Source organism: Exiguobacterium sp. s36 (assembly GCF_018618345.1).
In the GTDB taxonomy this organism is placed as follows: domain Bacteria; phylum Bacillota; class Bacilli; order Exiguobacteriales; family Exiguobacteriaceae; genus Exiguobacterium; species Exiguobacterium chiriqhucha.
Window position 1 is genome coordinate 15,935 of sequence record NZ_JACSLW010000006.1, and the last position, 19,441, is coordinate 35,375.

Here is a 19,441-nt window from a genome sequence, read left to right on the forward strand (position 1 = left end):
ACGTGCATAAAATCATCCAATGGCGCTGGGGCATCTTAATCGGTCTCATCGTCTTGACAGCCGCCTTGTTTGTGGCGGCCCCGAACTTGACGAAGCAGGCCGAACAAGCCGGCAGCTTCCAATTATCAGAGGATATGGACTCGCAGCGGGCGCAGGACATCTTGAACGCCGCCGGGAAGAGCGACAAGACAATTTCACTCGTCTATGAGTTCGAAACGCTCGGTGATGCCGAACGGGCCGATATTTCCCGGGTCATCGACGAGATGGAACAAAACGACACGGTCGTCAAAGACGTACTCGACCCGTTTGAAAGTGAAGAGACGGAAGCACAGCTCGTCTCGGAGGACGGCCGCATCGTGCTCGTCCCAATCACGGTCGAAGGGTCGATGGAAGACATCAACGCCTTCGCAGACGACGTGCGGGCGAACATTCTCCCGGAAGACGAGACGGTCTACATCACAGGTGAAGAAATCATCAACAACGATGTGAACTTGAGTGCGCAGGAAGGCTTGAAGAAGACGGAAATCATCACGGTCGTCCTCATTTTCGGACTGCTCCTACTCGTGTTCCGCTCAATCGTGACACCGTTCATCCCGCTCATTGCGGTCGGATTCACGTATTTATTGAGCCAATCGTTCGTCGCATTCTTTGTTGATTGGTTTGGTTTCCCGGTCTCGAACTATACGCAGATTTTCCTCGTGGCCATCTTGTTCGGGATTGGAACCGACTATTGTATTTTGCTGCTCAGCCGGTATAAAGAAGAGCTCGGCGCGGGTCACGCGATTGAAGATGCCATCGTCAACACGTACAAAACGGCAGGGCGGACAGTCCTCATCAGCGGTCTCGCCGTGTTCGTTGGCTTTGCGGCTATCGGTTTCGCCGATTTCCCAATCTTCAAATCAGCCGTCGCCGTCGCGGTCGGGATTGCTGTCTTACTGTTAATCTTGTTCACGGTCGTGCCGTTCTTTATGGCGACGCTCAAGCATCGTTTGTTCTGGCCCTCGAAAAAGGCGGGCGAACATCACGACAGCCGCCTCTGGGCCGGATTCAGCCGCATCTCGGTCAATCGGCCGTTCGTCTCGATTCTCGTCGTCGCGTTGATTACCGTACCGGTGTTGTTCACGTATGACGATGCCCGGTCATTCAATACGGTCGATGAGATCGGTGACGATTATGATTCCGTGCGCGGCCTCAACTTGATTTCAGAAGGATTCGGGCAAGGGGAGTCGCTGCCAGTCCAAGTCATTTTGAAACAAGACGGCGACCTCTCCGAAGCGGAGATTCCGTATATCGAGAAGTTCTCGAGTGAACTTGAAAAAATCGATGGGGTGAGCGGCGTCCGTTCGGTGACGCGTCCGACCGGTGACGTCATCGATGACTTTTACGTGGACACCCAGCTCGAACAAGTGAGTGCAGGATTGACGGAAGCCGAGACTGGCCTCGGTGACGTCCAGGATGGACTCACGCAAGTGGAAGCTGGTCTTGACGCCGTCGTCAATCAATTGCCGGGCGGTTCAACGAACGCCGGTGCCCCGCTCGCGGAAGCGGCAGCGGGACTCGGTCAATTGAACGCTCAGCTCGGTCTGATTGGCCAAGGACTCACGGCGACGCAAAATATTCCTGCGACCGTAACGCAGCTCGGGCAAGTGTCGGCCGGTCTCGGTCAAATCGAGGCAGGCATTAACGAGGCAGCTACGGCATTGACGGCACAAGGCGCCCAAGCCGGGGAACTCGGAACGGGTCTCGGACAACTCGCTGCTGGTGTCGGTGAAGCGAACGCAGGGCTCGTTCAAATCGAGACAGGCATCAATGAAGCGGCAGCATTCCTATCAGACCTGAGTAGCTCGGACAGCCTGCGCGATACGGGCGTCTATCTACCGGAAGGGACGCTCACGTCAGAGGAGTTCGCTCCAGCTGTCGAGCGCTACGTGTTTGACGACGGGACGGCGACACAGCTCGAAGTCATCCTCGAGATGGACCCATATTCGCCGGAAGCGATTGACACGGTCGAGACCGTGAAAGCGACGATGGACCGGGTCGTCACCGATACGCCGTTCGCGGAGGCAACGATTGGGTATGCCGGTATCTCGAGCATTAACAGCGACTTGAATGAGACGTCGACGAACGACTTCAATCGGACCGTCGCCATCATGCTCGTGACGCTGTTCATCGTTTTGACGGTGTTGTTCCGGTCGATGATCATGCCGCTCTATATGATCGGCTCGCTCTTATTGACGTATTACACGTCAGCAGCCATCACGGAGCTCATCTTCGTCGAAGGACTCGGCTATGACGGCATCAGTTGGGCCGTTCCTTTCTTCGGATTCGTCATGTTGATCGCGCTTGGCATCGACTATTCGATTTTCCTGCTCGACCGGTTCCGCGAGGAGTCGATCAACGGGATGACGGTGCGCGACGCGCTCGTCCATTCGATGACGAAGATGGGGACGGTCATCATGACAGCGGCCGTCATTCTTGCCGGTACGTTCGGGGCGATGATCCCGTCTGGCGTACTCAGTCTCGTCCAGATTGCGACGATCGTCATCACCGGACTGTTGTTATACGGATTGATTGTGTTGCCACTGCTCATCCCAGCAATCACGGTATCGTTCGGGGACGGGGTATGGTGGCCGTTCAAACAAAAAAGTAAAGATAGAGACTAAATTTTGCGATGGACAGCACAACAATTGTTGTGCTGTTTTTATTTGTTGAGTCAATGTCAGCGAAATGGAGAAAGACGGACTTGAGATTAATAAAAATACGCCGAAATATAATATAGATCTTTATTCTATTGAAAGTAGGCAATAATTATGGTGAATCATTTTGAAAAAATGAGTTCGTTGTTTGTATCGCGCATGGTGATTATTTTATTTTTCCTCTCTTATCCGATCATGGGTGTTTTGTATTGGATGGGGGAGCTCGCGGGGCAAGGCGCAGTCAATTTTATTCTGATAGGCGGTGTCATTCAAGCCGCATCATGGCTGGGCCATCGCTTCTATGTGGAACATACTTGGTTGAAGTATGGGCTCGTCACGTTGATGTACATTGCAGCTTCAGCAATTATCTTGACGCTGCCAGGTACTGCGATTCAAAATATCGTCTTTCTGTATATCGTATTGATGTTGATGTACTTGAATCGGCATCTTGTGCTGTACGGCAGCATTCTCGCGCTTATCGTATCGGTCGGAGCTGTATTGATTGGGCGTTTTTCATTTGAAACGCCGCTCGATCTCGTCATTTGGTTCACTGTGCTCACAATGGCTTTGTCTGGCGCATACTTTGTGTCATTCTTTGGTGCGAAGTTGTTACATGAGACGTTCACGCAACAAGAAAAGTCAGAACAACACGCTAGCGAAATCGAGCTAACGATGGCGAAGACGACAGCGAGTGCGACCACACTTCATGGGGCCGTCTTCACGATGAATGATTCAGTCGACTCTGTCACAAATGCTTCGGAGCAAGTGACAGAACAAATCGGTTTGATGACGAAACGGACGTCGGAACAAGCAGGTCTGATTCAAAACGTCGCTTCGCAAATTCGTTCAACTGTACAGGCGTTTGAGCGGATGCAACAACAGCTCCAGGAGACGACGTTTCAAGTGAGTGGGGTCTTGCAGGACGCTCATGTATCGCATGAAAATATGGACTCGACAGAACGGTCGCTCGCTGAACTGAACTTAAGTATCAGTGAAGTCAATCATGCGTTTAAAGGATTGGCGGAGCGTTTCCAAGAAGTGCGGACCATCACGGGTACGATCCAGCAGATTTCGTCTCAGACAAACCTGCTGTCGCTCAACGCTTCAATTGAAGCAGCGCGAGCGGGGGAACACGGAAAAGGATTTGCCGTCGTCGCGTCCGAAATTCGGAATCTATCGGCTCAAACGGCCCAAGCCTCATCTCAAATCAATGATATTATCCAACTCGTCATGCAGGAGGTGCAAGTGACGGAACGTGCAATCGACGGTAGTACAGAACGTTTATCGACGCAGGAAGAACAAGTCCGTAAGAGCGGGACATCGATTCTCTCCATGATCCAAACGACAGGAACGGTCGCAAGCACCGTGGATGAGACGTCGACACAGCTCCAAGTCGTCGCATCAGAACTGAACAAAGTTCACCAAGTGACTTCCCAAATGTCGGCACTAATGACAGCGCTCGAAGTGAACAGTCAAGACGTTCATGTGCTGACGATGTCACAGCAAGAAGCGTTAGCTTCGTTGAAAGATCAAATTGAAGAACTGAACGAGATTGCGAACGAACTCGTCTAAACGATGGACACGCCTTTACAAATAGGCGTGTCCATTTGCGTATACATCTCTTCCAAAACGGGAACAGTTTTGCGTCAGTCCTAAAATGAGGAGGAATCGCATATGGCAATTACAATCACCGCTATTTTGAAGGCACATCCGGGGAAAGAGGACGAGTTACGGCAAGCGCTCGATGAGGTCATTCCTCCGTCGCGACAAGAGAAGGGGTGCCTGACGTATGTGCTCCATGAGTCAATCGATGCCCCGGGCACGTTCGTGTTCTATGAAAAGTACGAAGACGAGATGGCGCTTGACCATCACATCAACTCACCACATTACCAAGCATACCGAAAGGCAGCTGAGACGCTACTCGCCGTCCGTGACGTGTACCGTCTGCGTGAAGTCTGAAAGGAGAAAGGATTATGATTACTCAACCGATTATCCCGTGCATTTGGTTCGAAGGCGACGTCGAGGCGATTGCGGAGTGGTACGTGTCGAGATTTCCTGATTCATTCGTCGACTATACGACAAAACTGACGGATACGCCATCAGGTGAGACGACGATTGTGACCGTCTCGCTGGCGGGACAGTTCTTTCAACTGCTCGGTGCTGGTCCGCTGAAGGAGCGCAACCCGTCCATCTCATACATGGTTGCGTTCCCGACGTCGGAAGAAGTGGAGACGCTGTGGAACGAGCTTGTGGAGGGGGCAGAGGTGCTCATGCCGCTCGACACGTATGATTTCAGTGAGCGCTACGGCTGGTTGACAGACAAGTACGGTGTCTCCTGGCAAATCATGCATAGCGGCGGGATGGACATCCAGACGGTGACCCCATGCTTTTTATTCGTTGGGGACGTCTTCGGCCGCGCCGAGGCGGCGATGAACGACTGGATCTCCATCTTCCCGGATTCTTATGTGCTCGAAGACCATATGATTCGTTACGAAGCGACAGACGGTCCAGAGTTGGAAGGGAAGCTCAATTACGCCCGCTTCGTCTTGTCCGGACGCGAGTTCGTCGCCATGGACAGCGCGGAGAATCATCAATTCGCCTTCAATGAGATGCAATCGCTCATTGCATTTTGTGAGTCGCAAGATGAAATTGATGAGTATTGGGCCAAGCTGTCGGCCGTTCCGGAAGCGGAACAGTGCGGGTGGCTCCAGGACCGTTATGGCGTCTCCTGGCAAATCGTGCCGTGGGAGATGGAAGAGATGTTGACGACCGGTACAAAGGAGCAGTTGGCGCGAGTGACCGAGGCATTCTTGCCGATGAAAAAGATCGATATCGCCGCGTTACGAAACGTCTACTGACAAAAAACAAGCCGTCCCGATTACTTCGGAGCGGCTTGTTTGTCGTTTTGTTGGAAGTTGGACAGTGCGTCCTTCTCGATGATCGTATCGGATAAACGGAGCTGTTCGACGGCCTCGTCAATATACGGTTCGCATGCTTGAAGCGGCAAGTCATCGCCGGTCTCGACCGAATAACACATACCGCTGCCGACCGGCTCCGTCAAATCCGGTACGAAATAGAGGTCGTCGTAGCGGAACGAGCCGTTCCGGAACACGGTCAAATTGGGCTCGTCGTCGAGGAGCGAATTTCCAAGCATGTACGTCGGTGTCATCCCGAGCAAATCGAGGATGGTCGGGGCCAAATCGACTTGACCGCCGCTCACCTTCACCGTCTGACCTCGTTCAAGTCCGGCCGGTTTGATGAATAACGGGACGGAGCGGTCAAGCTGGAACAAATCGACCGTGGAGTCGGCATCTGCTTTTATAGCCATCTCGTCACCGGCAGCGGTCAATCCGCTGTCGTGGTCGCCATAAAAGACGACCAAGGCGTCGTCCCACGTTCCGTTGGCTTTCAGTCGTTCAATCATGAGACCGACGGCGGCATCGGTGTAGTGGACGGTATGGTAATAGTCTTGCAGGAGCGGGTCCTCGTATTCCGATAGATCCAACCGTTTCTCCTCGTCCGGAATCTCATACGGCGTATGGCTCGTCAACGCGACCATGAAGGAATAGAACGGCTCTTCCAACGTGTCCAAGTGGTCGACCGATGTCGTCAGGAACTCCTTGTCGCCGACGGCCATACCGATGACCGGATCGGCCGGATAATCGTCTTGGTGGAAGAAGTGGTTGTAGCCAATCTGCTCATAGAAGTTGGCACGATTCCAAAACTCCTTGTCGAACGCATGCATCGCGGCCGTATCATAGCCGGCTCGTCGTAACTGCTCAGGCAAGGCGTCAAACGTGTTCGTCGCATACTGCGTATACACCGAACCTGATTTGACAGGATAGAGCGAGGCGTTGACGGTAAATTCCGCATCGGACGTCCGGCCCTCGTGCGTCTGATGATAAAAATTCGGGAAATACAGCATCTCATCACGAAGCGCGTTCAAATTCGGCGTCAGTTCCTGCCCGTTGACCGTCTGACCGATCACGGACGCTTGGAACGACTCGAGCTGGACGACGATGACGTTCGTATCGGCTGTGGTCTCAACTGGTTCGGTCGCTAACGCTTCGATTTGGCTGCGCTCCCGTTCTGTCAGGTCGCCACCGAGATGAAGGGCGTCCTGAATGCCGCGGAATGCATCGAGGCCGTGATAGCCCCAAAAGCCGAGCTGATAATACTCGCGCATATTTGAAATCGGGCTTTTCCGGTGATCTGTTTCGGCGTAATGAACGACGGTCGGGACGGTAAAGACGATGAAGCCGATAAGAAAACCGGCGACCGCCAAACGGCGACCGAGACGTTTCGGTTCCGTGATGGGGTGTCGCTTCATATAGAGGAGGACAGCCGCGTAGACGAGCAAGTCCGTGAACAAGATGAAGTCGGGCGCTTGAATCAGTGTCAGAAAGCCGCCCCCGACGTCTCCCATCTGGCCGATATCAGACAGTAGGGCGGCCGACAGCAAGTTACCGAAATAGCGGTAGTACCAGACGTCCGAGATGAGGAGTGTGCTGTGCAGAAACAGCGACGCGAACAAAATCCAGCGGCGCGTCTGTTGTTTTATGAGTAGCGCCCAACTCGTCATCATCAAGATGGTCGCTAGATTGATGAACAAAAAGCGCAGGTCGAACGCGCTCGCCGTCAACAGACTGAATAGGAACAGCTTGGCGAGGGAGAGCGATAAGTAACTCCAATAATCGAGATATTTCATGAAAGGCCTCCAAACGTTACGGACAAAGTGTGTTCTCTGTCATGTACCTGTTCGAAGACGGCGAAAAACATGAGGGTGTGCGATTTTAGCAATAAAAAAAGCGAGGCAGCGCCTCACTTGATGACAAACGTGTCCCGGAGCTCGATAATCGTGCCTTCCGGGGCTTTTAATTTACTCAAATGACCATCAACGACGAAGTAGATGTTCCCACCGTGCTTTGGTAGGAACGTTACACCGAGGTCCTCGAGGCGCCGCACTTCTGTTTCGAGGTCATCGACATAAAGCGCGAAGTGGACCGGGCCGGCCACGTGCTTTGAATAAGGCGACAACGTCTCGTCGACTTTTGCCGTTTGAAGCTCGATATAGAAATCGCCAAGTTTGAGCCAGCTGTTGTACGCGCGCGTATGAAAGTCAGGTGACTCCTGAACGAGTTCGAAGCCGAGCGCCTCATAAAATTGTTTGGACGCCTCATAGTCGGGTGTTTGAATACAGATGTGATGGATTTGTTTCATGATGTCACTCCTTTCTTTTAGTTTATCCAATCAACGTCCTGAACGGAACTTTTCTTCATACGAGACGTATAGGACACCGAGGAGGGAATGATGATGAAAATCCAATACGAATTGACAGAAGACGACTATATCCGGTTCAACTTGAGCCATATTAAACGTTCGAAAACAGGAAAGCGGATGATCCTCTTACAGCGAATCATCGGACCACTTATCTTTTTAGGCGCTGCTTTCGTGCTGGCGACGTGGCTCCAAGAGACGGACTGGTGGCTATATGGCATATACGGGGTCGCGAGTATTCTTTGGTTCCTGTATTATCCGAAATACTTTGAACGGCATGTCCGGAAGCAGACGCGGCGTCTCATCGACGAGCGCAGCAACGAAGGCATGATTGGCCCCCACACGATGGATTTGGAGGAGACTGGTCTGCGCGATTTAAATGAGTTCGGCGAGACGCGTGTGTCATGGGCAGGAATCAAGGAAGTCGTCGAGGAGGACGATTATGTGTATCTATACAACTCCTCGGTCAGCGCCTATATTTTGCCGAAGCGCGGACTGGACATGGAAGAGGTGCGCCGATGGCTGCCGATACGCTGACGATTCAACTTGTCGATGACACGAACCGGGAGGCTGTTGTCGCCTTGACCGTCGCTTCTGACCAAGCTCGCTTTATCGAAACAAACACCGAATCGCTTCGCGAGATGGAAACCGATGTCAAATATGCGTGGCAGTGCTATGCGCTTTGTCGCGATGAGCATCCCGTCGGCTTCATGATGATTGGGGCCGAGAACAAGATGGAGCGTTACATCTGGCTCGATCGATTTATGATCGATGTGACAGAGCAAGGGAAAGGAATCGGGTCACGCTTTTTACAGTTGGCACTCGTGTGGATTCAAGAGCGATTCGATGTGGATGACCTCATCCTCAGTCTCCATCCGACGAACGAACCGGCGAAACGATTTTATGCGAAGGGTGGATTTGTCGACAGCGGCTTGATTGATGAGGCAAACGGGGAAGAGATTTGGGTGTATCACGTCAAACAGGGACAGCCGTCATAAGTCGGCCGTCCCTGCTTTTGTGGACGATGTATTTTGGACAGCACTGCCCGCTTTGAAAAAGAGAACGATCGCGGCCACTCCGAAAATCGAGATGAACACGTTTTGAAGCAACACATCGACGAACATCGGCTCGCTGGAAAACGTGCCCGTCGCAATCTGAGCATTCCAGCGGGTGAACGTGGCGATGCGTTCGAGCGTGTACAAGAGACCGGACATGAACAGGCAAGCGGTGGCCGCCAATAATAGCGTCAATCGATTCAAGAAATGACCTCCTAATATCTGATATCCTGATTTTACCATTTACTATCGGTGGGAGGGAAGTATTTATCGCTTCGCCGTGAGCGGTCGCAATTGCTTGACCCGAGCCAAGACGATCCAGCCGAGCACGGCCCCAGTCACACTCGAGGCAAGGAAAGCTGGGAAGAAGAACAGCGCCCCGAACTCGCTCCCCATCAATAACTTGGCGTATGGGACGGCGACGAGCGAAGCGATGAGGCCAGTCCCGATGACTTCACCACATGCGGCGAAGGCTACGCGGTTCGTCCTCATATAAAAGATACCGGCGAGCAGTGCGCCAATCATACCACCAGGGAACGCGAGGAGCGATCCAGTACCGGTCATGACACGGACGAGTCCGGTCACGAACGCGACGAGCACGGCCCCGATCGGTCCGACGGTGACGGCGGCGATAACGTTCACCATATGTTGAATCGGATAAGCACGGGCGACACCGGTCGGAATCGAGATGAACAGGGAACCGATGACGGCGATGGCGACGAGCATCGCCATCCAAGTGAGTTGTTGAATTCGCATGAATAAGTCTCCTTTCGAAATGAAAACGCCACTTCTCCAAGTGGAAAAGTGGCGTGGAAAGACAGACGAATCCCACACCACTTCCCTACGCTGGTATGAGCCAGATCAGGTTCGAAGGGTCCGGCGCATGCCGTCTCAGCCCGAAGGCTCCCCTAGTGGTCGTTTATTACGTTAAGTATAGCATACCGTCATTTGATGCGGTCGAGCTTTCTTGGTCGGAACGTGACATAGATCGTGCCGACGAACAGGCCGTATAACAAAAGGGAGAAGACGAGATTGATTAACCATGGGAGTGTCCCCATGAACACGTCGACGGAAGCGTTTTGAAACCAGACGAGCGCGAACGACAGCCCGATGAAGCTGATGACAAGCGTTGTCCAAAAGCCGATGTCCCGGCGCTTGAACAGACGCCAGACGAGTAGCCCGATGAGGACACTGACGACGGCCGTCGCCCCTAAATACATATACAAGATGGCATCGACCGGGTATGAGTAATACACAACGTCCATATCGTTTCCTCCTAGGAGATGATGAAAGAAAGGGTGAACAGGATGAGTCAGGCAATTCCATGGCGTGACCGAGCGTTTCGTGAACGGTTCGAACGATGGATTGACGCAAACGTGCCGAGTGCGACATGGCACGTCGTCAAAGACACCGATTTGACGTATTTGGTTGTTGGCCAGGTCGACGCGGAACGTTACTTCGCCAAAGCGGTGACCGACATCAGCCGCGGTGAAGCCAATCTGTCGGCGTTTCTAGCCGAGCGGCATCCGGGTGTCGTCCCTGACGTCATCGCCATCGATTCAGCCCGAAACTGGTTGCTCATGCGAGATATCGGCGGAGCGGCGTTACGTGAACGGCCGGACGTGAGTCGATATGAAACCGCGTTGCGCCAATACGCACAACTGCAGCGCCAGGAAATCGACCAAATCGAGACCTATTTGTCTTACGGCCTCCCGGAACGGCGACCGGCCAAGTTGAAGGATGAAATCCAAACGTATTTGCCTGAGCTCTGTGCTGGGCTTGAGCCATACAAAGCCGAGGCCATACTTGCGCTTCAAGACGAATTGATTGCCATGTGTGACGAGCTGGCAATCGGGATGCCGATGAGCCTCGAGCACGGTGATTTGCACGGCGGCAACATCTTCTGGCGGGAACGGACGAATGATTTGTGTATCCTCGACTGGGGCGACGCGACGGTCACGCATCCGTTTTTCGGCGTGCGCGTGTTTTGGAACGCATTGTACGATTTATTGCCGGAAGAGGACGAGGTCGTCTGGTATGAACAGATTCAAACGATGCGCGCGGTTTACTTGAAGGCGTGGAGTGGCGTTGCACCCGAAGACGTGCTTTGGCGTCACCTGTTGATTGCCGAAGAGCTCGGTTGCGTCTACCGGGCCTTGTCGTGGTACCTGTACGTGACAAAATATCGGCACAATGCGGCAGCGTCGAGCGATAAGCCGGCGCAATGGCTCAACTTGTTACTCGAGTACCGGGACTTGAAACGACGCGTCCGATAAGTCATTCATGCTTCTGAAGTAAGGTTTCGTAATCCGTCTCGTTCCAAAACAGCGGGGCAATCGACTCCGGCCCTTTGAAGATCTCACCGTCTTGGTCGTAGACGATGGCGTAACCGCCCTCGACTTCAAAGACGATTAAATCGGCCTTCACTTCCTTGACCCCGTTCCCAGCGATGATGACATCTTCGAGCGGGTCGCGCGCCACTTGTACGCCCCATTCGTCGAGCTCGACGATGAGCGCGGACGTATAGGCGTGGCGGTTATAGAGCGCCTGGAACTCGTCTTGTGTCAAGACGACGTCCGTCGGCGGGGCACTCGTTCCGTATTTTCGTTTCTCAATCTCTTCGACGAATTGAAGGAACGACGCTTCTTGCCAAAATAGCGGCGCGACCGACTCGGGACCGTTGGCGATGTCTCCATTTTCACTCTCATAGACGGTGGCGTACGTGCCGTCGTCGAGTTTGAACGGATGGATATCGGCGTATGTATGATGGATGCCGTCGCCGGCGATGACGACGTGCTCGAACGTCTCGCGGAACGGGGTGATTCCATCGTTCTCGAGGGCCTTCAAGAGCGGCGGGACTTTTTCATATTGGTCGAACACGTCCTTGAAGTCTTCGCGCGTCCATGTGGTGATTTCTTCGGACGATGGCTCGTTTGTATCAGCCGGGACGATTGGTTTCTCGACTGGATCCGTGCATCCGGTAAGCAAGAACACACTGAATCCGAGCAAGCCTAGGCGTTTCATTAATCAAACCTCCTAAGAAAGTTACATTTTTTCCCTATTATCAATGAGCGTAGCACGTTTACGTCTTTGTGAGAACCTGGGTACTTTCTCGTTCAGGGGTGTCGCTGTAAGTAGCGGTCGAGTGCCTCGTGAAACCTTTGTTGTTGCTCGAACGGGATGTCATGATCGGATGTGGGACCATAGCGAATCAGATGATAGAGCGAGGCATCGATATCTGTCAGGTCGATGCGCTCGAACCAGTCGACGACCGTCTCATTCGTCCGAAGTTTTAACTCAGGGGCGAGCGACGCGTTGAACGTGATCAGCCAATCCCTCAGTTCGATATTCGTGAGCATCGGGAACGTCCGTGCCTCAATCGATGTGTCCGCGTTGAGGGACAGTGGCACCGGAGCATCCGGCCTAGACGAGAACGTGAATCTTTCCCACCGTCGACGACGCAGCCATCGATGCACGCCATAGACGGTCAACCCGATGGCGGCGAGGAAGGCGAACAATGTGCCGAGTCCGCCGGGGGCATCACCATTCCCGCTACCAAATTTGAATTTGAGCATGTCTTCCTTCACTTGCCGTTCTCCACCTTTTCCCTTCTCATCGGTAGAACCCAAATCAATACCACCTTTTTGCGGTGGGGCCTCTTCTGGCTTGCCCATTTCGATCACACTGATTGGAGCAGGTGTATGGATTGTTTGAAGCCAACTGAACGTCTCCTTGCTAATGAAGACGAATGTCACAACGAGACAAGCTGTCATAACAAGGAACCCTGTAAATCGAGATGACCACTTCATCCTTTCCCTCCTTACCGGAATGTTCAGACTATTTATTGTCTATATTACCATAAACAGGTAAACTTCGAATAAGACATCTACCAATGGAGGGGAACGAAATGGGAATCGAAGCGGTCATCAAACAGTTGAATGAAGTGTATTTGGGGAAAGGTGAAGTCGTCCGGCTCTGCTGCACGGCGCTTCTCGCCGAAGGGCACATCTTGCTCGAGGACGTACCTGGAACGGGGAAGACGTTGCTCGCCAAAGCGATCGCCGGCAGTTTGGACGGGTCATTCTCGCGCATCCAATTTACGGCCGATTTGCTCCCGTCCGACGTCATCGGGACCGACTACTTCAATATGAAGACGCAAGGCTTTGACCATCGGCAAGGTCCGATTTTCGCGAACGTCGTCCTGATTGATGAAATCAACCGGGCCGTCCCGCGCACCCAGTCGGCGCTGCTCGAAGCGATGGAGGAACGACAAGTCTCAATTGGTGGGAAGACGTATCCGATGCCGAAACCGTTCTTTGTCATCGCCACGCAGAACCCGATTGAATCGACCGGGACGTTCCCGCTCCCAGACGCGCAACTTGACCGGTTCCTCATCTCGATTCCGGTCGGCTATCCGGACGCCGCCGAAGAGCGGGAACTGTTGTTGCAAGTGTTGACCGAGACCCGCAAACACATCGAAGCCGTGACGTCACTCGCCTCGCTGCAAGAAGCACAAGCCGAGACGAGACAAGTCGCGATTCAAGACGATGTCCTCGATTATATGCTCGATCTCGTCCATGCGACCCGGGCGCACGCGTCTGTCGAGGTCGGGGTCAGCCCGCGCGGCGCGATCGCGTTGCTCCGCGCGTGTCAAAGCTATGCCTATTTGGCCGGCCGGCTATATGTCATCCCGGAAGACGTCAAAGCCGTGGCGCCGTACGTGCTCGCCCATCGCATCAGCTTGACGCTCGAAGGCGGCATCAAGTCGACGAAAGCGAACGTCGTCGCGCACATTCTGGACACGGTGCCCGTGCCGGTCGAGGGCTGACGGATGATCCTGTCCACGCACGCCTGGTTGCAGCGCCGGCTCCTCCCTGTATATCTCGTGAGCGGAGCCATACTCGTGTTCTTCCCGTACGTCTATGGGTTGGGCTATCTATGTTTCATTATAGCGAGTGCGATTTGGATGCTCGAGCGGACGCGGCAACAACTTGAGCGGCACATCGATCTCCGGTTCACACAATACGAAGAATTGCTGTTTGTCGGAGATGAGAGTCGGCTCGTGTTGGTGGTTGATGGGGTGGACGAGTTGAATCGGCTCGGACTACCGCTACGGGTTCGCTTGAAGGCGAGCTCAGGAATCAGCTTTCCGGCGCATGAGCGCCTTCCGAACGTGCTCGACTATGAGGTCGATGTCGGTCGAGCCCGGCACGAATTGATCGTGCGCGCCGAGTATCGCGGTCCAGCCATGTTCGAGGAGTGCGTCATCGCCGTCACGCTCCCGTTTCGCCTTGGGACGTATTTGTATGAACGACCGATCGATACAGAGTGGACCGTGCTTCCATCGCTCCTGTTGCATCCACCGGTCGGGACGAAGCGGCTAGCGCTCGGGGACCGGCCGCACTTGGCGTCACCGCTTCGAAATCCGTTGCAACTGATCGGGTCGAAACCGTATGAAGGGGAACCGGTGAAGGAGATCGATTGGTATGCGACCGCAAAACTCGGACGACTGCAGTCGAAAGTGTTTCAACAGACGACGCTCGATACGTTCACGTTCGCCTTGGATTTGACCGGTCCGTCCGGTTATACGCTCCATCACGACTTTGAATCGCTCATCAGCCAAACCGCCTTCGTCACATCGCGCCTGTTAAAAGAGGACTGCAAAATCGAGTTGTTCTTGAATCGATTCAATGAGGATGGGACGATGCTCCATGTCCCGCTTCAGGAAGGCGAGCGCGGCATACGCTTCATCTTGCTGCAGTTGGCGACGATTCACCCAGGGAATCGCTTCATCTCGACAGACGCCTTTACGCGGATGGTCGAGCGAAAACGATTGAAGCAAAGCCACCTCGTCTCGTTCAATCAACACAATCTGTACGATTGAACAGGGAAATGTCGGATTTTGGCGAACTCTTTACGTATGAATTGGGTCAAAAGGAGAGAGACATATGCCAAAACGGAAATTTGCCAATCGTCGAGACTGGGAACGGATTTTGCAACATCGCTACGCGCAAATGGAGGTACATGATGACCGTTTCTCCGGGACCGTCGCCTTGTTTCAAATCGATGCGGTCCGCGCACCTCAATATAAGATGCACAAGGGAGAAGAGTTCATCGTCGCCGATGCCGGTTACAGCTGGCTCCAATATTTCCCGGACGACGAGCCGTTCGGTGTGACCGTCATGTTTAATGATGAAGGGCACATCGTTCAATGGTACATCGATATCGTCGAAGCAATCGGATACGAGGACGGCATCCCGTATATGGACGACTTGTTGCTCGACATCCTCATCTTCCCGAACGGGGACGTCGTCCGCAAAGACGAGGACGAGTTCGAGGAAGCGACGGAGGCCGGAGAACTGACGCCGGAGCTCGTCGAGCAGGGCTGGCGTGACTTCCATGCGACGCTCGACCGGATTGAACGTCGGGACTTCGTCTATTTCGACTTGGCGAACGAGCATTACACCGAGTTGAAGCAAAAACTTTGAACGACCTGTTCCCTTTGGTACAGTGAAAGAAAAAACAGGGGGACGAATCATGAAAATCATCAATACCGAGACGTGGTCGCGCAAGAAGTACTACGAATTCTTCAAGGCGTTTGACGCTCCACATTTCAATGTGACGGCGAGCGTTGATGTGACGAAGTTACATACGCACGCCAAACGGACCGGCCAGTCGTTCTTTAAACTGTTCTTGTACGGTGCTGTCAAGACGGCGAACGCCATCCCGGAGCTTCGCTACCGCATTCGCGGCGACGAGGTCATCGAGCACGACGTCGTGCATCCCTCGTTCACCGTCATGATGGACGATGACGTCTTCAACTTTTGCACGGCGACCTATAAAGACGCGTTCCCGGACTTCATGGAAGAAGTGACGGCCCGGATGAGCGGGGCGAAACGGGAAGTCGTTGTCGGCGACGATGAGCCGGACAGTCTGCTTTACATCACGAGCGTGCCTTGGGTCACGTTCACGAGCATCAGCCACCCGACACACGACCAACAGCATGATACGGTGCCGCGCATCGCCTGGGGCAAATTCACGGAGACCGGTGATCGGATGACGATGCCGCTCTCGGTCCAAGCCCACCATGCCCTCGTCGATGGCGTCCATGTTGGGCGCTATTACGAATTGTTGCAAGCGTGGCTTGATGACTTGAGTGACTTGGAAGTCCAAACCCCAGAAGAGAAGGGGCTCGATGAAGCGATTCGTCTCCGCGAGAACGGAGAGCTCGAACGGGCGAAGCAGCTGTTCCTGATGTTGCTCCGGCAAGACGAGAAGAATCCGCGCCTCCATGCCCATTGCGCCTCGTGTTATGACTCGCTCGGCGAAGAGCGTCAAGCCGTCCCGCATTATGAACGGGCGATTCGGCTCGGGCTCACTGGAGACGAGCTCCGTGAGACGTATATCGGACTCGGCAGCACGTATCGGGCGCTCGGCCGCTATGAGGACGCTGAGGCGTTGTTCGCCAAGGCGATCGAACAGTTCCCAGACATCGGGGCGCTCAAAGTATTTCAAGCGATGACCCATTATAATCTCGGACGCCACAGTGAGGCGACCGGTACGTTGCTCGAACTGCTCGCAAGCCCGGAGCCGGATGACAGCATTAAACGGTATCGTCGCGCCATCGCGTTTTATGCGCGTAACTTGGACGAGACATACGATTAAGGAGAACCGGATGATCACACTTCAACCGATTACAGAACAAAACTGGTACACGTGCTGTCAGCTCACTCTGAGTGACGAGCAACAAGCGTATATGGAACCGAATGCGATTTCGCTGCTGCAAGCGATGTATGAACCGACGCTGCGGGCGTATGCGATTTACGAGGACGAGACGATGGTCGGGTTTCTCATGTACAATACGGTACTCGAAGAGTTGGACGCGCGCTGGGTGTATCGCATTATGGTCGACCATGCGCACCAACGAAAAGGGATTGGACGCAAAGCGACCGAACTTATGCTGGAAGAAGTAGAACAGCTCGGCACCGAACCGATCGTCGTCGGTTACCATCCTGACAATACGGGCGCGCATCGATTATACGAAAGCTTGGGCTTTGTCGATGAAGGCAATCGCTTCGGGCGGGAGATGGCGGTCATTCGCCGTGCGTGACAAGACGAGGCAACTCGTCTTTTTTTTGAGACAAATTGATTGACCAGTCTATTTTCTCGTGTTATATTTATCTCGAATTAAAGATAATTAAATTTAAAGTATTGTTTTCTCTCAGCAGAGGAGGGGAACACATGGAAGAACGACAAACGTTAAAAGCGATTACGGTGTTGCTTCGGGCCTCACAGTCGATTCAAGACGTGGTCAAGCAAGAGGTTGCCGAGTACGGGCTGAACCCGACCGAGTTCTCGGTGCTCGAACTGCTGTATCATAAAGGCGATCAACCGATTCAAACGATCGGCAAAAAGGTATTATTGACGAGCGGGAGCATGACGTACATCGTCGACCGGCTCGAAGCGAAAGGCTACTTGATTCGCAAAGCCTGTCCGAGCGACCGGCGCGTCACGTATGCGGCGCTGACGGAAAAAGGGCGCACACTCATGTCTCGCATCTTTCCGGCCCATGAACAACGAATGGACGAGCTGTTCGACGGTCTCGATTTAGCAAATACAATTACTCAATTGAAGACGGTCGGCAAACGCGCCGAAGCGTCAAAAATTTTTAACTGATTATCTCGAAATCAAGATTTTAAGGAGCGATTCGAATGAACCATGTAAAAGGAATTCACCACGTGACGGCGATTACGAGCAGCGCCGAGAAGAACTATGACTTCTTTACGAACGTCCTCGGAATGCGCCTCGTCAAAAAGACGGTCAACCAAGACGACATTCAGACGTACCACTTATTTTTCGCCGATGACAAAGGCAGCGCTGGAACAGATATGACGTTCTTCGATTTCCCTGGCATCCCAAAAGGCGTGCATGGGACGAATGAAATCGCCAAGACGTCGTTCCGCGTCCCGACCGACGAGGCACTCACGTATTGGGAACGTCGCTTCGACCGCCTCGGCGTAAAGCATGAAGGGATTCAGGAGCAGTTCGGCAAGAAGACGCTCGCGTTCGTCGACTTCGACGAGCAGGCGTACCAGCTCATCTCAGATGAGTTCAACGTCGGTATCGCGTCAGGCGAACCGTGGCAAAACGGCCCGGTGCCGCTCGAGTACGCCATCACGGGTCTCGGTCCAATCTTTATCCGCATCACGGATTTTACGTATTTCAAACAAGTGATGGAGCAAGTCATGTTGTTCGAAGAAATCGGACAAGAAGGCGATGCGCATCTCTTTGAAGGAGGTGAGGGTGGAAACGGGGCGCAAGTCGTCGTCATTCATGACGAGACGTCACCAGTCGCGCGCCAAGGGTTCGGAACCGTGCATCACGTCGCTTTCCGTGTCGATGACCGCAGTGTCCTCGATGAATGGACGGCACGATTGCAACAGTTCGGGTTACCGACATCAGGCTATGTCGACCGCTTCTTCTTCGAATCGTCTTACGCACGGGTCGCGCCGCAAATCCTGTTCGAATGGGCAACGGACGGACCAGGGTTCATGGGCGATGAACCGTATGAGACGGTCGGTGAGAAATTGTCACTCCCGCCGTTCTTAGAACCGAAGCGGGAACAGATTGAAGCGATGGTTCGACCGATTGATACGGTCAGAAGTACAAAAACGTTTGAGAAAGAATATGAGGGCATGAAATGAGCTTTTTAAATCGTTTGTTCGGTAAACAAGAAGAACCAACCAACTCACAAGGAGGAACTAACATGTTGAAAATTGGAATCGTACTCGGATCTACTCGTGAAGGACGCGTCAGCCCGCAAGTCGGAGAATGGGTGAAAGAAATCGCGAACAAACGCGGTGACGCTAACTATGAAATCATCGATATCGCAGACTACAGCCTCCCGCTTCTCGGCGAGCCAGGCGGCGACGCAACAGGTGCCGCGGCATGGTCTGAGAAAATCGCGGAGATGGACGGCTTCGTCTTCATCGTCCAAGAATACAACCACTCGATTACAGGTGCGCTCAAAAACGCTCTCGACTACTTACGCAACGAATGGCATAACAAAGCAGCCGGAATCGTCTCATATGGTTCGGTCGGGGGCGCACGTGCGACAGAACACTTGCGTGGTGTCTTGAGCGAACTCTTGGTCGCTCACGTCCGTGTCCACCCAGCGCTCTCGCTCTTCACAGACTTCGAGAACGGGACACATTTCGCACCGAAAGACGTTCAAGTCCAATCGGTCAACGACATGCTCGATCAGCTCGTCCCTTGGACAGAAGCGATGCAGACAGTCCGTACGAAAGCTGCAGAAGCTGCGAATAACTGATGACTCGACCAGCCTTTTCACGAGGCTGGTTTTTTTGTGCGCTTTTTAGTCGGGTCGTGTAGAGTGAGAGGAGAAGAGGAGGA

22 protein-coding genes and 1 riboswitch are annotated in these 19,441 nt (G+C 53.4%); of the genes, 15 read left to right on the forward strand and 7 right to left on the reverse strand.

The window, feature by feature from the left end; translation table 11 throughout:
- The first annotated feature begins 2 nt into the window (after positions 1-2).
- The 4 genes from KNP95_RS12305 (at position 3) to KNP95_RS12320 (ending at position 5,554) form a co-directional block, all read left to right on the forward strand.
- The gene (locus KNP95_RS12305; protein WP_214837422.1) at positions 3-2,663 is read left to right on the forward strand and encodes an MMPL family transporter; all 2,661 of its coding nucleotides are present in this window, start codon (positions 3-5) and stop codon (positions 2,661-2,663) included.
- A 246-nt stretch (positions 2,664-2,909) separates the two neighbouring features.
- The gene (locus KNP95_RS12310) at positions 2,910-4,268 is read left to right on the forward strand and encodes a methyl-accepting chemotaxis protein (RefSeq protein WP_214837424.1); all 1,359 of its coding nucleotides are present in this window, start codon (positions 2,910-2,912) and stop codon (positions 4,266-4,268) included.
- A 102-nt stretch (positions 4,269-4,370) separates the two neighbouring features.
- Positions 4,371-4,655 (forward strand): putative quinol monooxygenase, encoded by a 285-nt coding sequence (locus KNP95_RS12315; RefSeq protein WP_029594448.1) that lies wholly within the window; start codon positions 4,371-4,373, stop codon positions 4,653-4,655.
- A gap of 14 nt (positions 4,656-4,669) precedes the next feature.
- Positions 4,670-5,554, forward strand: a complete 885-nt coding sequence (locus KNP95_RS12320; protein WP_214837426.1) for a VOC family protein — start codon at positions 4,670-4,672, stop codon at positions 5,552-5,554.
- Between the two features lie 20 nt (positions 5,555-5,574).
- Here KNP95_RS12320 and KNP95_RS12325 read toward each other — a convergent pair whose 3' ends face one another.
- Positions 5,575-7,404 (reverse strand): LTA synthase family protein, encoded by a 1,830-nt coding sequence (locus tag KNP95_RS12325; protein WP_214837428.1) that lies wholly within the window; start codon positions 7,402-7,404, stop codon positions 5,575-5,577.
- 113 nt (positions 7,405-7,517) lie between these two features.
- Complete coding sequence (locus KNP95_RS12330; protein ID WP_214793647.1) at positions 7,518-7,916, reverse strand: VOC family protein; 399 nt, start codon at positions 7,914-7,916, stop codon at positions 7,518-7,520.
- A 93-nt stretch (positions 7,917-8,009) separates the two neighbouring features.
- Here KNP95_RS12330 and KNP95_RS12335 point away from each other — a divergent pair, with 93 nt between their 5' ends.
- Both KNP95_RS12335 and KNP95_RS12340 read left to right on the forward strand, forming a co-directional pair.
- A complete protein-coding gene (locus tag KNP95_RS12335; protein ID WP_165569440.1) occupies positions 8,010-8,510 on the forward strand; it encodes a YcxB family protein in 501 nt (166 codons plus the stop codon).
- Positions 8,492-8,971, forward strand: coding sequence for a GNAT family N-acetyltransferase (locus tag KNP95_RS12340; protein WP_214837430.1), 480 nt, complete (start codon positions 8,492-8,494; stop codon positions 8,969-8,971). Before KNP95_RS12335 ends, KNP95_RS12340 begins: the two co-directional genes overlap by 19 nt.
- Here the strand turns inward: KNP95_RS12340 and KNP95_RS12345 are convergent.
- From KNP95_RS12345 to KNP95_RS12355, 3 genes are all read right to left on the reverse strand, one after another.
- Positions 8,966-9,232, reverse strand: a complete 267-nt coding sequence (locus tag KNP95_RS12345; protein WP_214718900.1) for a hypothetical protein — start codon at positions 9,230-9,232, stop codon at positions 8,966-8,968. The two genes, KNP95_RS12340 and KNP95_RS12345, sit on opposite strands and share 6 nt — an antisense overlap.
- Before the next feature lie 63 nt (positions 9,233-9,295).
- Entirely contained in the window at positions 9,296-9,784 is a 489-nt protein-coding gene (gene thiW, locus KNP95_RS12350) for an energy coupling factor transporter S component ThiW (protein ID WP_214718902.1), read from the reverse strand.
- A gap of 65 nt (positions 9,785-9,849) precedes the next feature.
- Positions 9,850-9,948: riboswitch (TPP riboswitch) on the reverse strand.
- A 24-nt stretch (positions 9,949-9,972) separates the two neighbouring features.
- On the reverse strand, positions 9,973-10,293 hold the full coding sequence (locus tag KNP95_RS12355; protein WP_214837432.1) for a hypothetical protein: 321 nt from the start codon (positions 10,291-10,293) through the stop codon (positions 9,973-9,975).
- Positions 10,294-10,335: 42 nt separating this feature from the next.
- Between KNP95_RS12355 and KNP95_RS12360 the strand changes: the two genes are divergently transcribed.
- Positions 10,336-11,304, forward strand: a complete 969-nt coding sequence (locus tag KNP95_RS12360; RefSeq protein WP_214837435.1) for an aminoglycoside phosphotransferase family protein — start codon at positions 10,336-10,338, stop codon at positions 11,302-11,304.
- A 1-nt stretch (position 11,305) separates the two neighbouring features.
- On the opposite strand, the gene KNP95_RS12365 is transcribed toward KNP95_RS12360, so the two are convergent.
- Entirely contained in the window at positions 11,306-12,052 is a 747-nt protein-coding gene (locus tag KNP95_RS12365; RefSeq protein ID WP_214837438.1) for a hypothetical protein, read from the reverse strand.
- A 92-nt stretch (positions 12,053-12,144) separates the two neighbouring features.
- The gene (locus tag KNP95_RS12370; RefSeq protein ID WP_214837441.1) at positions 12,145-12,837 is read right to left on the reverse strand and encodes a hypothetical protein; all 693 of its coding nucleotides are present in this window, start codon (positions 12,835-12,837) and stop codon (positions 12,145-12,147) included.
- 98 nt (positions 12,838-12,935) lie between these two features.
- Here KNP95_RS12370 and KNP95_RS12375 point away from each other — a divergent pair, with 98 nt between their 5' ends.
- From KNP95_RS12375 to KNP95_RS12410, 8 genes are all read left to right on the forward strand, one after another.
- Positions 12,936-13,856 carry an AAA family ATPase gene (locus tag KNP95_RS12375; protein WP_214837444.1) on the forward strand — a complete coding sequence of 307 codons (921 nt, stop codon included), beginning with the start codon at positions 12,936-12,938 and terminating at the stop codon, positions 13,854-13,856.
- A 3-nt stretch (positions 13,857-13,859) separates the two neighbouring features.
- Positions 13,860-14,912, forward strand: a complete 1,053-nt coding sequence (locus KNP95_RS12380; RefSeq protein WP_214837447.1) for a DUF58 domain-containing protein — start codon at positions 13,860-13,862, stop codon at positions 14,910-14,912.
- A gap of 64 nt (positions 14,913-14,976) precedes the next feature.
- Positions 14,977-15,516 (forward strand): ribonuclease FAU-1 family protein, encoded by a 540-nt coding sequence (locus KNP95_RS12385; protein ID WP_029594462.1) that lies wholly within the window; start codon positions 14,977-14,979, stop codon positions 15,514-15,516.
- 49 nt (positions 15,517-15,565) lie between these two features.
- Positions 15,566-16,693 carry a tetratricopeptide repeat protein gene (locus KNP95_RS12390; protein WP_214837450.1) on the forward strand — a complete coding sequence of 376 codons (1,128 nt, stop codon included), beginning with the start codon at positions 15,566-15,568 and terminating at the stop codon, positions 16,691-16,693.
- A gap of 10 nt (positions 16,694-16,703) precedes the next feature.
- Positions 16,704-17,138: a GNAT family N-acetyltransferase gene (locus KNP95_RS12395; protein WP_131472155.1), complete on the forward strand. Its 435-nt coding sequence runs from the start codon at positions 16,704-16,706 to the stop codon at positions 17,136-17,138.
- A gap of 131 nt (positions 17,139-17,269) precedes the next feature.
- Entirely contained in the window at positions 17,270-17,704 is a 435-nt protein-coding gene (locus KNP95_RS12400) for a MarR family winged helix-turn-helix transcriptional regulator (RefSeq protein WP_029594465.1), read from the forward strand.
- A gap of 35 nt (positions 17,705-17,739) precedes the next feature.
- Positions 17,740-18,732, forward strand: coding sequence for a ring-cleaving dioxygenase (locus tag KNP95_RS12405; RefSeq protein ID WP_214837453.1), 993 nt, complete (start codon positions 17,740-17,742; stop codon positions 18,730-18,732).
- Positions 18,729-19,358: an NADPH-dependent FMN reductase gene (locus tag KNP95_RS12410; RefSeq protein WP_214837457.1), complete on the forward strand. Its 630-nt coding sequence runs from the start codon at positions 18,729-18,731 to the stop codon at positions 19,356-19,358. The genes KNP95_RS12405 and KNP95_RS12410 overlap by 4 nt, the downstream gene beginning before the upstream one ends.
- Positions 19,359-19,441 lie beyond the last annotated feature (83 nt).

Coding starts and splice junctions, on each gene's coding strand:
- KNP95_RS12380 (WP_214837447.1), top strand. CDS start 13,860: ATGATCCTGTCCACGCACGCCTGGTTGCAGCGCCGGCTCCTCCCTGTA.
- KNP95_RS12330 (WP_214793647.1), bottom strand. CDS start 7,916: ATGAAACAAATCCATCACATCTGTATTCAAACACCCGACTATGAGGCG.
- KNP95_RS12355 (WP_214837432.1), bottom strand. CDS start 10,293: ATGGACGTTGTGTATTACTCATACCCGGTCGATGCCATCTTGTATATG.
- KNP95_RS12340 (WP_214837430.1), top strand. CDS start 8,492: ATGGCTGCCGATACGCTGACGATTCAACTTGTCGATGACACGAACCGG.
- KNP95_RS12360 (WP_214837435.1), top strand. CDS start 10,336: ATGAGTCAGGCAATTCCATGGCGTGACCGAGCGTTTCGTGAACGGTTC.
- KNP95_RS12335 (WP_165569440.1), top strand. CDS start 8,010: ATGAAAATCCAATACGAATTGACAGAAGACGACTATATCCGGTTCAAC.
- KNP95_RS12400 (WP_029594465.1), top strand. CDS start 17,270: ATGGAAGAACGACAAACGTTAAAAGCGATTACGGTGTTGCTTCGGGCC.
- KNP95_RS12395 (WP_131472155.1), top strand. CDS start 16,704: ATGATCACACTTCAACCGATTACAGAACAAAACTGGTACACGTGCTGT.
- thiW (WP_214718902.1), bottom strand. CDS start 9,784: ATGCGAATTCAACAACTCACTTGGATGGCGATGCTCGTCGCCATCGCC.
- KNP95_RS12370 (WP_214837441.1), bottom strand. CDS start 12,837: ATGAAGTGGTCATCTCGATTTACAGGGTTCCTTGTTATGACAGCTTGT.
- KNP95_RS12390 (WP_214837450.1), top strand. CDS start 15,566: ATGAAAATCATCAATACCGAGACGTGGTCGCGCAAGAAGTACTACGAA.
- KNP95_RS12375 (WP_214837444.1), top strand. CDS start 12,936: ATGGGAATCGAAGCGGTCATCAAACAGTTGAATGAAGTGTATTTGGGG.
- KNP95_RS12325 (WP_214837428.1), bottom strand. CDS start 7,404: ATGAAATATCTCGATTATTGGAGTTACTTATCGCTCTCCCTCGCCAAG.
- KNP95_RS12385 (WP_029594462.1), top strand. CDS start 14,977: ATGCCAAAACGGAAATTTGCCAATCGTCGAGACTGGGAACGGATTTTG.
- KNP95_RS12315 (WP_029594448.1), top strand. CDS start 4,371: ATGGCAATTACAATCACCGCTATTTTGAAGGCACATCCGGGGAAAGAG.
- KNP95_RS12405 (WP_214837453.1), top strand. CDS start 17,740: ATGAACCATGTAAAAGGAATTCACCACGTGACGGCGATTACGAGCAGC.
- KNP95_RS12310 (WP_214837424.1), top strand. CDS start 2,910: ATGGGGGAGCTCGCGGGGCAAGGCGCAGTCAATTTTATTCTGATAGGC.
- KNP95_RS12365 (WP_214837438.1), bottom strand. CDS start 12,052: ATGAAACGCCTAGGCTTGCTCGGATTCAGTGTGTTCTTGCTTACCGGA.
- KNP95_RS12320 (WP_214837426.1), top strand. CDS start 4,670: ATGATTACTCAACCGATTATCCCGTGCATTTGGTTCGAAGGCGACGTC.
- KNP95_RS12410 (WP_214837457.1), top strand. CDS start 18,729: ATGAGCTTTTTAAATCGTTTGTTCGGTAAACAAGAAGAACCAACCAAC.